General features: G+C 42.6%; 12 protein-coding genes. All 12 read right to left on the reverse strand.

The genetic code is table 11. From position 1 onward, the window contains the following. Positions 1-20: 20 nt before the first annotated feature. Positions 21-1,247 (reverse strand): CdaR family protein, encoded by a 1,227-nt coding sequence (locus tag KCG48_RS11675; RefSeq protein ID WP_211802381.1) that lies wholly within the window; start codon positions 1,245-1,247, stop codon positions 21-23. Then, positions 1,214-2,065: a diadenylate cyclase CdaA gene (gene cdaA, locus KCG48_RS11680; protein WP_211802382.1), complete on the reverse strand. Its 852-nt coding sequence runs from the start codon at positions 2,063-2,065 to the stop codon at positions 1,214-1,216. Before cdaA ends, KCG48_RS11675 begins: the two co-directional genes overlap by 34 nt. Positions 2,066-2,218: 153 nt before the next feature. Further along, positions 2,219-2,533, reverse strand: coding sequence for a thioredoxin (gene trxA / locus KCG48_RS11685; RefSeq protein ID WP_211802383.1), 315 nt, complete (start codon positions 2,531-2,533; stop codon positions 2,219-2,221). 190 nt (positions 2,534-2,723) lie between these two features. Continuing rightward, entirely contained in the window at positions 2,724-2,948 is a 225-nt protein-coding gene (locus tag KCG48_RS11690) for a hypothetical protein (RefSeq protein ID WP_211802384.1), read from the reverse strand. A gap of 158 nt (positions 2,949-3,106) precedes the next feature. Continuing rightward, positions 3,107-4,720 (reverse strand): phosphoenolpyruvate--protein phosphotransferase, encoded by a 1,614-nt coding sequence (gene ptsP, locus KCG48_RS11695; protein WP_211802385.1) that lies wholly within the window; start codon positions 4,718-4,720, stop codon positions 3,107-3,109. Between the two features lie 53 nt (positions 4,721-4,773). After that, entirely contained in the window at positions 4,774-5,358 is a 585-nt protein-coding gene (gene citX / locus KCG48_RS11700) for a citrate lyase holo-[acyl-carrier protein] synthase (RefSeq protein WP_211802386.1), read from the reverse strand. Next, positions 5,276-5,704, reverse strand: a complete 429-nt coding sequence (locus KCG48_RS11705; RefSeq protein ID WP_211802387.1) for a hypothetical protein — start codon at positions 5,702-5,704, stop codon at positions 5,276-5,278. The genes citX and KCG48_RS11705 overlap by 83 nt, the downstream gene beginning before the upstream one ends. 172 nt (positions 5,705-5,876) lie before the next feature. Then, positions 5,877-7,001, reverse strand: a complete 1,125-nt coding sequence (locus tag KCG48_RS11710) for a cysteine desulfurase family protein (protein WP_211802388.1) — start codon at positions 6,999-7,001, stop codon at positions 5,877-5,879. Then, positions 7,001-7,378 carry a DNA sulfur modification protein DndE gene (gene dndE / locus KCG48_RS11715; RefSeq protein WP_211802389.1) on the reverse strand — a complete coding sequence of 126 codons (378 nt, stop codon included), beginning with the start codon at positions 7,376-7,378 and terminating at the stop codon, positions 7,001-7,003. The genes KCG48_RS11710 and dndE overlap by 1 nt, the downstream gene beginning before the upstream one ends. Continuing rightward, complete coding sequence (gene dndD, locus KCG48_RS11720) at positions 7,375-9,282, reverse strand: DNA sulfur modification protein DndD (protein ID WP_211802390.1); 1,908 nt, start codon at positions 9,280-9,282, stop codon at positions 7,375-7,377. Before dndD ends, dndE begins: the two co-directional genes overlap by 4 nt. After that, positions 9,257-10,714, reverse strand: a complete 1,458-nt coding sequence (gene dndC, locus KCG48_RS11725) for a DNA phosphorothioation system sulfurtransferase DndC (RefSeq protein WP_211802391.1) — start codon at positions 10,712-10,714, stop codon at positions 9,257-9,259. The genes dndD and dndC overlap by 26 nt, the downstream gene beginning before the upstream one ends. Then, positions 10,715-11,788, reverse strand: a complete 1,074-nt coding sequence (gene dndB / locus KCG48_RS11730) for a DNA sulfur modification protein DndB (RefSeq protein WP_211802392.1) — start codon at positions 11,786-11,788, stop codon at positions 10,715-10,717. Positions 11,789-12,227 lie beyond the last annotated feature (439 nt).

The following is a 12,227-nucleotide window of genomic DNA, read 5'->3' on the forward strand; positions in this document are numbered from 1 at the left end:
GGAGGGCTTCCATGCTGTCGCTAAGGTTCAGGGGGCGTCGTCTTCACCTGGATGGTGATGGAGATGACCTGGGGCGAATAGGAATCCAGAACGAGACCCACGGGAAGAACGATCCTGGGGCTGAGCTCGTACTGGCCCGGCGCAAGATTGGAAAGATCCAGCTCCGCGGTGAGGACATCTTCCGTCACCTCCAGGAGTTTGGACTCGGGACCGCTGAGGACGATGTTGATGGAACTGGTGCTGAGGACCACTTCCAGCCCTTCGCCCAGCCCAAGGGTAGTGATTTTCTTGGACACGGTCTTGGAGCCAAAGACCTCCACTTCTGCATTCACCGTCACATTGCTCACCCCGTTGACGGCGGTGATGCCGTCAGGCAGAATGATGCTCTGAAGAAGCGCCTTGGTCTCCGTGATGGTGCGAAGGAGAATCTTTTCCGTATCGATCTTGGTGATCTGGTCCAGGAGGTTATCCGGACCCGCAATGACGATCTCCTGGGGGGTCACCGTGAGGCTCTTCAGTTCGAGCCCTTCATTGACGGTGCCTTCCGTGACCACATTGAGGGGAACGGTCTTTGTCCTGTAGACGAGGACATTGACTTCCACATAGAGGGGGCTGATGACAACATTGCTCACCGTATTGCCGTTTTCATCCACGGGGGTTAGCGCCACAATCTCCTTATAGTTTTCCTGAAGATTTTCCTTGGTTCCCCGAGCCACCAGGCTGGTGACCTTATTGACGTACTCCGCTGGTCCCTTCACGGTAGCTGCCGTGGGATTGATGGTGACGCCGGCGACAAAATGGCCGGTTCCTGGCGATGCGGCATACTCCGACACGATCTTGACTTCCCGTTCCAGATAGTTGTCCAGGTAGATTTTGGCCTTGACGCTGCTGCTGGGCGTGATGTCGAGGCCCGACGGGTAGGAGGTGATTTCAATGGGAATCTCGTTTTCCCCTTTTTTCAGGGCGAGCTCATCCAGATTGGCCACCACCCGGAAATTGCTGGCCACGGTGCGGTAAACCTCCGATGCTGGTCCTTTCACCGTCAGGGTCACCATGACCTCCTGATTGGGCAAGAGCGCCAGATTCTGCTCGGAGATATTCTCCAGGTTTTCCAGCCGCACAGGGACATTATACACCTTCATGGTCTTGGTGGGATTTTCCACATTGATGATGTAGACCCAAAGGGCAAAGGACAGGATAAGACTGAACACCTTCAGGAGGATGTCCGATCGCTTCTCTTTAGCCATGCTTCGATCCTCTCCTTCCAGGTCAGTTTCTTTTCAATTTTGCTGCTGAGAATCTTGATGAGGATTTTCTGCAGACGGTCTTTGTCATAGTTTCTTACCAGCTTCCCATTAAGGGCCAGGGAGATGGTCCCGGTCTCTTCCGATACGATGAGCACCAGGGCATCGGAGACTTCGCTGAGGCCTAGAGCGGCCCGATGGCGGGTGCCCAGCTTCTTGCTGATGTCCTTGTTGGCGGTGAGGGGAAGCACGCATCCCGAAGACAGGATCCGGTCGCCCCGGATGATGGTCGCTCCGTCATGGAGCGGGGTGTTGGGCACAAAGATATTTTCCAAAATAGCCGTGGATACCAGGGCATCGATGCGGGTGCCCGTTTCACTGATATCGCCCAGTCCCGTATCCTGCTCAATGGCGATGAGGGCACCGGTCTTCGTCTGGCTGAGGTTATCCACCGCCGTGACGATTTCACCCACCACTTTTCCCAAAAGATCCGTGTCCCGGAGGACCCGCCGATCACTGAAGGCGGAGCGTCCAATATGCTCCAGCATCCGCCGGATTTCCGGCTGGAAGATGATGATCATAGACAAGACGCCGATGGTGATGGTTTTGGAGATGATGGTGTAGACCATGGTCAGGTTGAAAATATAGCTCACGGGAATGAGGAGCAGAATGAGGATGATGCCGCGAAGAAGAAGCTCGGCCCGGGTCTCGATGATCAGCTTGTAGGTCCGATAAATCAGGTACGCCACAATGAGGATGTCGACCACCGACGACACATTGATGTTCTTCACCGTATTCATAATGGTATTGAGCGTTTCCACGACGATCACCTCCCCGCTGTAAATTGTCTTGCATATTCTAAATTATACAGTATATCCGCCGTTCTTTGTCCAAAAATTTGCGGAATTTCCCGGGATTCTTGCCAAAATGCCCATAAAAAGAATCCCCAGGATAGTTCCTGCGGATTCTTGTGTCTACTTGTTCTTTTCGATGAACTGTCTCAGCTCTTCTTTGGGTCTGAAACCCACCAGCTGTCCCACGGGAACGCCCTGCTTGAACGCCAGGAGCGTCGGGATGCTGGCTACGCGGTACTTGGCAGCCTGCTGGGGATTGTTGTCCACATTGAGCTTCACAAACTTTACCTCGGGCATTTCCGAAGCCAGTTCCTCAAAGAGGGGAGCCAGCATTTTGCAGGGTCCGCACCAGGGAGCCCAGAAATCCACCAATACCAGTTCACTTGCGGAAAGCACCTCTTCTTCAAAGGTCAGTCCGGTTACTTCCTTAATCATCTATCTTCCTCCTCACAACGTTATAGTTCTCATTATACACAATCTCGACAGATTTTGTAGGGTGCCTTTGTAAATTCCACATACCCCAAAGAGGTATCACAAAATTTATGGCCAAGGGCTCCATTTCCCCGAAATCTCACTCTAAACGTTTACATCATCCCCGGAGGAACCCGCAGGTTCCCGCCTGGAATCAGGCGTTTCTTTGCAGCCACTCGTCGGCCTGAACCTTGAGGATCTGCTGGATGTTCTCCACCGGATAGGGACTTTCGGATCCGCCGCGTTGTACCAGGACATAACGGTTGTTCCGGGTCCGGAAGAGAATTTCCTCGAAGCCCCGGGGATCGCCGTAATAGCTCGTGGCCACCCGTTTGATCTCCAGTGCCTGGGTGAGATTGGGAAGTTTCTTTTCTGCCATGTGCATTCTCCTTTCATCCGTTTCCCCGTCCATTATACCATTCATCCCTAAAATCTTCAAAAGTCCCTGCCTCCCAGGGAGAGTCTACCCTTGCCAAAGGGGCCTACATCGTCGAAAAAGAGCGGATGCACCGGCATCCGCTCTCTAATTAAGCTTGGTTATTCCTGTTCGAGGATGATCTGCTTTGCCCGAAGAATGGAGGACGCGGACATGGAGAATTCATCCAGTCCATAGGCCACCAGGGTGGCAATGGCGGTTTCGTCACCGGCCATTTCGCCGCACATTCCACACCATTTTCCCTGGGAGTGGGCGCCGTCGATGGTCATCTTGATGAGACGCAGCACAGCGGGGTGCATGGGGTTGTAGAGGTAGGATACCTTCTCGCTCATGCGGTCTGCCGCCAGGGTGTACTGGATGAGGTCATTGGTGCCGATGGAGAAGAAGTCCACATACTTGGCCAGTTCATCGGCCATGACGGCGGCGGAGGGAATCTCCACCATGATGCCCCATTCAATGGATTCACTGACCTTATGGCCCTCAGCCAAAAGCTCCTGGGTGCATTCCTCCACCAGTTCCTTGGACTTCAGGAACTCGTCCAGGGAGGATACCATGGGGAACATGACCTTGAGGTTTCCGTATACGGAGGCTCTTAGCAGCGCTCTCAACTGGATCTTGAAGAGGTCGGTGCGGTCCAGGCAGAGACGGATGGCCCGATAGCCCAGGAAGGGATTCATCTCGTTGGGCATGACCAGATAGGGCAGCTGCTTGTCGCCACCGATATCCAGGGTACGGATGACCACAGGCTTGCCTTCCATCTTGTCCAGGACGTATTTGTAGGATTCGAACTGCTCGTCTTCTGTAGGCATCTCTTCCCGGTCCATGTAGAGGAACTCGGTACGGAAGAGTCCGATGCCGTCGGCTCCGTTTTCAATCACCTTGTGGACATCTTCAGGCTTGCCGATATTTCCAGCCACGTCGATGCGCTTGCCGGACTTGGTACGGGCTTCGGTATCCACGAGCTTCTTCAGCTCCTCTTTTTCCTTGTTGTAGGCTTCCTGAAGCAGGACATACTTGGTCACAGTCTCATGATCGGGATCCACGATGACCTTGCCTTCAATGCCGTCCACGATGAGGATGTCCCCATTGGAGACAGTCTCGGTGATGTCGCCCAGACCCACCACGGCAGGAATCTCCAGGGTTCTGGCCATGATGGCGCTGTGGGAGGTTCTTCCGCCGATATTCGTCAGGAAGGCGATAACTTTGGAGCGATCCAGCTGTGCGGTGTCGGAAGGGGTCAGATCATGGGCGATGACGATGGTGTTGGTGTCTTCAATGTTGAAGCTGTCGTCAATGCCAGCCAGATTGTTCATGAGACGCTTGGCCACGTCCTTGATGTCTGCGGCACGTTCGCGCATGTACTCATCATCCATGGACTCGAAGATCGCCACGTAGCTGTCCATGATATCCTGAGTGGCCTTCAGTGCGTTCTTTCCGCCTTCGATCTCGCTGGCAATGGCCCCAATGAATTCCGGATCATCAAAGAGCATGAGGTGGGCGTCAAAGACCATGGCTTTTTCTTCACCCATGGATTCCAGCGCTTTTTTCCTCACTTTTTCCAGCTGCTTTTTGGACTGCTCTGCAGCTTTGTGCAGCAGTTCCTTTTCCGCCAGGAGATCCTTTGGCGTGTCAGAAGTGATGTGGAGCTCCACATGTTTCTTGATGTACGCTTGTCCGATGGCATAACCTCTTGATGCTGGTATTCCGATTTTCATTTTTTCCCTCCAAATTTAAATTGCTGTCTGATTCAAGGCAGTTCACGGCCGTCCTAGGGCTGGATTTTCTTCTCCAGATAGCCGGTGACGTGCTCCTCAATAAAGGCAATAAGTTCTTCTTGGGTGTGCCGCTTTTCCCGGGTACAGACCGATGCAGGCTCTTTACAGAGAAAACAGGTGCGGGGCTCATAGGAGAGCTCCATGCGGCTGATGGGGTATTCCTCATCCACATCGAAGACATCGATGTCCGCAAACCGTCCCAGGTCATGGTGCTGTTCCAGGTAGATCGTGTTTTCCTTCAGGGTGGGAGCATCCCCCTTCACCACGTAGAAAATGGTGGGGCCTTCCGGGGTTTCACAAGGTTCTTTCTTGACGACCTTGTTTTTCATGATGGCTTCAAAGGCCTCTGCGACTTCGGCAATGACCGAACGGGTGATGGCATTGCTTTTGTTCATTCCGGGGTAATTGACCCGGAGTGTGATCACGGGCTGCTGAAAGGTCCGGTGCAGACGGATGATGGTCTCACACTTCTTTACCCGGTACTTCATCAGCTCTTCAAAGAGTTCCGACTTCTGTGTTCTCGTCGTGTTCAAGTTCCCCATGATGAGGGGGTTTTCCTTCGTTCTCTGATTTTCCAAATGATCCCTTCTCCTTGCTTTCTTTCGGGACAGCGCTCGGTAAACCTCGCTGAGCGAATTTACCAAAGTTCAGTCCTGCGATCGGTTTGACATCTCGACGAACAAGTACTGCCTGGGCTTCCTTCCCCCCGGTGGAAGCTTGGATGTTTCTGGGTGATCCCTTCCCAAAATTCTCAAAAGAACTCACGGAACGGATGACCTTTAGATGACGAAAAATACGGTATTCGGACGCGCAAAAATGCGGCATAATTTGCCGTCCGTGCTTGCTTCCCAACGGATCACCTTGAGCCGGAATGGGTTTAACTTTCCCCCCCAAATCCCGTTGTATTTTCACTGCATTTTTCATTCCCTATTATAACACAAACCCGTAAACCCGCATGAACGGATTTGGGGAAAAAGAAAAAACGCCAAGAGAACCAAAATGTCCCCCCGGCGATTTTGTGCAAATAACCCCAATTTAGTTGTCTTTAGTGTACCGCAGCGTCGGGGGATAATCAAGAAATTCCTGAAGAACTTCCCTACGATAAAGAAATATAAGGAAGTAGTATACTTGCTACTTCTTCAACATTATCCAAATCCGCAGGCAAAGAGACTCGAATCGTTGAAGTACTATCAGCTAAATCTAACGCTTCCAATACATGACTTTTTTCACCGATACTACAAGCACTTCCAGTACTAATAGCTATTTGATTTGAAATTTGCTTGCACAGCAACTCATTATTAATACCTGGTATTGATATGCTCAGTAAACCAGGTATTTTATTTATCTGATCTCCGTTAAATTTGACGCCAGGACATTTGCTAACTAGAATTTCTTTAAACTTTTTTTCAAGCTGGAGTAATCTCATATTATTTTCCTTTAAGTTTGCCTTAGCCATTTCACAAGCCTTAGCAAACCCGACTATATTATGCATACCTTGAGTTCCAGATCGCATTTTATACTCTTGATCCCCTCCATCCATTAATGAAGGAATTCTTCGACGTAATCCTAGATCGTCTGGACCTACGAACACAGCTCCCACCCCTTTGGGGCCGCCAATTTTATGTGCCGATATAGATAAGAAATCAAGGCTAGTTTTCTTCAAGTCTATCTCAATTTTACCCACAACTTGAGTCGCATCTGTATGAAATAAAACACCACGTTCATGACAAATACGAGAAATTTGCTCTACGTCGTTTACTACACCTATTTCATTATTTCCCCACATCAAGGACACCATTAAAGTGCTTTCATTGATCAAGCTAATTAACTCATTCAGGTCTATATGTCCTTCAGAGTTCACACTTAAGTAAGAGACTTTAGTTCCTAATCTCTCTAAATGTCTACATGTTTCAATGATTGACTTATGTTCAATTTTTGAAGTGATAATATGATTACCCTTGTTTCGATATTTTTCTACTACACCCTTAAGTACGAAATTATTGCTTTCAGTTGAACCACTAGTGAATAGAATAAATTCAGGATCGCAGTTCAGTAAATCAGCAACACACTTTCTTGATTCCTTTAATGCGCTAGAGGCCGACATAGCTTGAGGATAATATTTACTTGACGGATTCCCATAATCCGTTTGCAAATATTTTATCATGACACTGATTACTTCCGGATGAAGTGGTGTAGTTGCAGCATGGTCCAGATAATACATTAAATCGTTCCTCCCCTAGCCACCATTTCATAAAGCAATTTATCAAAACTACCCACTAGTTTTATTTCGTTTTCTAAAATTCGCAATCCTTTCTCTATGTGTGCTTTTAAGTATAAGCTGAAGTAGTCATCATCGTTGATTTGCCTATTTTCTCTGCTTTTAATTAATTCTCGAAACAATACATCATACTCACCGGTTAATGTATAGCGTTGAAATTCAATACCCTTATTATCCATTTCAAAATCAAGAGGGCCATCATCTTTCAAAGAAAATATCAAGGCATACCTACAAATAATGTTGGGCGTCAAACCAAAGTTATTAGAAATTCCTCTCAATAAAACTTCTGCATCTTTTGACAAATTCATTTTGTACTTCATGATATCATCTCAATTCTATTATAGTCTTTACTTAAATCGATTGAATAAATTGTGTTAATTAAATCATTTAAGGTTTCTGATTTTATGTTTTCAAGTTCAGAATCTGTTGCTAGAATGATAACTTGGTCCGGACAGCTAGCAATAAATTTTGACATAACTTCTTGTTGATGATTCTTATCCAACCGACCAAATAGTGTGTCAAATATCATGGGTGTGCTTCTCTCTGAAACCTTGAATAATGCATAAATGATAGATAAAACAAATAGCTGCTTTTCACCTGAAGAAAGGTTTGAAACTAACATTTTGTTTCCATCCCCTGTAACTAGGAAGACCCCTTCTGAATTTATTTTGATATCTTGAATGAATCCTTTTTTCCTAATTAAGGTTTCAAACATTTCTTTTGCATATTTTTCGATGCCGACTATTTTTCGTTGCTTTACTGTTTCAATGTACTTATCAAGTACATATTTCATGTTCCCAACAACATTGTGTACATTTTCTGATTTAATGGCTTTCCAAATTTCTGCATCTAAGACAGCGATTTTCGAACTCAATGTCACAATCTGCTTATCAATACTAAATAGTTTATCATTGTGGAGTTTTATATTGTTCTGTATATTTGATAGTTTGCTCTTCGATTCAAGAAGTTCTTTCACAAGTTTTTCTATTTTTCCTGCATCATAACTTAAAAAACTTTCATTTAAAGATTTTTGATCTTTTTGTAATGCAATATAATTCTCAAAATCCACCTTGATTTCTTCTTTTGATTCAGCCGAAAGTCTAGCAAAAAGAATTTGTAGATCTCTTAGATCTTTCGGATTTAATTCATGTATTATTTTTGTATTTCCAGAAAATCTTTCGTGAACAATATTAAATAAAATATCTAATTGTATAATATCTAAGTTTAACTTATTGCTTTCTGAAATGTATTTTTTAAGATTATCATCAAATGTGCTTTTTATTATCCTTGAAATGTTATTTTCTTCCTCTTTCGAGAGTTGATTCGATAGTTGATCAATTTCTTTTTCTAGTAATATTAAGGGTAAGATTTCCGTAATGTTCTTGTTGATTTTTTTCTTAAGATCACGCAGTTCATAATTCTTCTGTTGTATTTGTTGAGGTAAATTTTCATCTGATTCGGTAATTTCTTTTGAAATACTATTTATTTGATCTTTCATTAAGTGTTCGTCTTCAGTCAATTTCCCTACTTCATTATTAAGTGACGATTTTGTGCTCTTAATGTTTTCAAGTAATTCAATGCAATAATTTTTTTCATTCTTCAAATCATCCAATTTTTTATTGTTATGTTTTTTCACTGCATAAGTTTCTAAATCATTCTTTAATGTTTTGAACAAGTCGATATTCATTGATGATTCTATCAAGGAGTATAGATCTGTACTAAAAAAACTTAGTTGATCGATTTTTTCCCCGTCTAGATAAAAAAGTTCAAATAATTCCAGTGGATACAGCCTGTACAAAATATCAAAAAACTCATCAATTTCAATCATTGATAACCTTTGACCGTTGCATAACATACTAGTCTCTTCTACAACTTTACTATTGTTCCATTTCCAGGAACGGTTGATAATCATTGTTCCGCTAAATTTTTGCAAATTTGCTGTAAGTGCAATTTCAACAAAATACCTTGAAGATGGATTCTTTAGTGCATCTTTGTTCAAGACATTGCTTATGAAATTTACATATTTGGCATTCTCACTCTTCCTACTACCGTAGATCATCGATCCGTACAACGCAGTTTTTATTGAGTTTAAGAGTGTAGTTTTACCGGAACCGTTTTTCCCTTTAAATAGTGTTACTTTCTTTTTCTGGTCATAATTAAACTGAAATTCGCATAAGTCTTTATATATCCCGAAGTTTTCAATTGTCACCTTCGTTATTCTCATTATGTCCTCCTTGGTAGATTACTGCCAACTCTTCATGCACAATATCTCGACTTAGAATTTTATCAATAGATGCAATTATTCCAGGTCGATGTTTTAATCCTACATGCTTATTTTCTAGAGCAATGAGGGACTTAAGAATATCTTCATTCACCTCATTTTCTTCGCAAAGTGATTCCAAAAGCTCTTGATCATCTTTGCTAATAAAAGGTTGATTAACATATCCTTCAAAATATGGTTTTTTTGTCACCTCCTCATATATTGTAGGGAGCGTATCATTCCAGTCGCCTTCTTCAATCCATTGGGCTCTAATAATCTCCATTTCTTCATATGTGATTAAGTGTTGGTAATCATCTTTGCTTAAAGAAAATCTTTTGTCTTCCGATTCTTTAATTGCTTTGTTGAAGTTTACTTCAGTCTCCAACAATTCACGGAACAATTTCTTCCTGCCTTGAACGCTAAAAGGTCCTAACCCCCGCCTATCTTTTGCGTCACCTAAAAAATAAATCGATCCGTTCATTCGATAGTTTTGACGATACTCTGCCCTATCTCTTATATCTGTTAGATGGTTTCTGAATTTTAAAAGTGGTCTCAGTTCATCATACTCGTTTTGTATAAATCCCGACAATGATTTATCTTTTGAAACAACTGTGCAAACCCAACAGCCAAATCTACTCTGACCACAAGATGGAGCATTTACATCTTGTTGGATAGGACACTCAGACTCATCAGATGCATCTCTATATAATGATAAAAGTAGGTTATTATCGAAACCCCATGGACTTGTAGAATTCAATAAGCAAGCCCATACATCATCATTCGAAAGAATTTCAATTGGTGCATATACGTAAGCATTATTATTAGTGGTATGTTTTTTTAAAATTTTACCATCTACTGAATGATTTTCTATGGATTGCCTACGTGAATTACTTTCTGCACTTCTAACACCAAGCACAACTATTGCACTCGTATCATACTCTTTTACGATTTTATCAACAAATTCATCCATAGGCTTTATCTTCATTCGATGAGTACACCATCTAAATTTCTGCCTTGGGGATGGATATCCTTTACCTAAAAGTAATGTCCAAAATGTCTCTGTCATTTTGGGTTGAAGAATTGTTGCTGATAAATTTATCTTTTTTGCTTTCGCATATTTATTTATTAAATCTATGTTTCGTAGGATATAATTTTTAATTAACGGATTTTCGACCATGGTGTCTGTAGATAATATATATATTTTCTTTTGTTTTTTCTCTATAGGCAGCCGTGATATTGCTTCAATAACTAGCATTGTTGTAAGAGTGCTATCTTTACCGCCACTGTAACCAATAACCCACGGTCGTGAATCATTTAAGTAAACTAACTGAATTTCCGTATAAATTTGCTCAAGAACTGTCTCTTTTCCATACTCTGAAATGTAATTTATCGCCATTTATTTCTCCTTCACAAAATCCTGTTCAAGCTTAATCTCAGATGATGATAAACTTAAGCCTACTAACATTTTTATTCTATTGTAGGTTAGCTTTACTTGTCTGTTGGATTTAGTAATTTTCCCATTTGATTGGATACATCTATTTAGCCAATCGTTTCGATTGCTTTTATCCCAATTAATATTATTAAGTCGATGAACATATTTCTTCCAATTATTCAAATTAGTTTCGTAGAGACTATAGCCAAGTAGACCTAGTGATTCTAAAACCACACCATATGTAGAAATACGTGATTGACGAGAGTGAAACGGTGATACTTCTCTTTTTAAGATGCTACTCCATTCGTTAAAGTCTAAACATAATTCATCCCAATAACCAAATGCAAAGTCCACTAATTCCCCATCAAACAATTCAGCATTACCTATAGTATTCATAAATGAGTTATGAAATATACTTAAGATAAATAACTTATTAGACTTTTGAGCTAATGAATTACTACTCATATCAATAAACTGTTTTAAATTAGTATTATGCTCTAAATATTTTTTTGTCAACTCAATCTTAGGGTCTCTATGATTATACAATATGCTTAATGAGCTTGACACATTAACTGCATGATGATTAAGATCTGAAAACATTTGTTGGCTACGTACCAAACCCTTATCCAAAAATAATACTACCGATATTGATTCGTCTTTTAGCTTTGGATTTATTACAATCGCTTCATCTATCGCTGCTTTTCTATGCTGTCCATCATTTATTAGTAGATTACAGTCCATGTCTACTTTCAATATACCTATGTTCTCATTTTCTGTACTTGAGATAAACTCATACTTTCCATCCATAGAAGCTGTAATTGCTGAAAAGACATAATCATTAGGGTTATTTAGCACGTAATCTCTAATTTCAGGGATTCTTTTCTCATTTACAATACGTTGTGCACGATATTCTTCTGGGATTTCATTATTATAAAATGTAAACAACTTACTAAGTAGCCCTAAAGGGCACATTATAGAAAAAAATGCACTTTTCGCTTGATAACCTCTTATTGCTGGAAAGCTGTAAAAGTAATGCATAGAAAAACCACCTTTTTACGTACGTAATTAATTCTATTATACCTTTTTTTGTGTATAAATAAAACAATGAATATGACGTTGTACATAGCATAGCGTAGGTTTTTCAAGAGCCTCTACTGTTAAAGACGCCTTTTAAAGCCCAAAACCTGCTAAGCTTGCCTGTCCGCAAATAGACGGATATTATGACCATAACAACAAAGATCCGAAGGCATCGAACAACTCCTGCCCTGGAATCCACAGGTCCGGAAAGAATGTTCAGTATAACAGTCATACCGGCGACCGTGAGGTCGCCTTCTGTTTTCTCTCTCCAAAATTATCCCATACTTCCCTCGATGGATACACCCATCCGATTAAAGACCGCTTGTTAAAGACGTCTTTTAAAGCCCAAAACCTGCCAAGCTTGCCTGTCCGTAAATAGACGGATATAATGACCATAACA

Origin of the sequence: Proteiniclasticum sediminis (assembly GCF_018128025.1) — a bacterium.
GTDB lineage: Bacteria > Bacillota > Clostridia > Clostridiales > Clostridiaceae > Proteiniclasticum > Proteiniclasticum sediminis.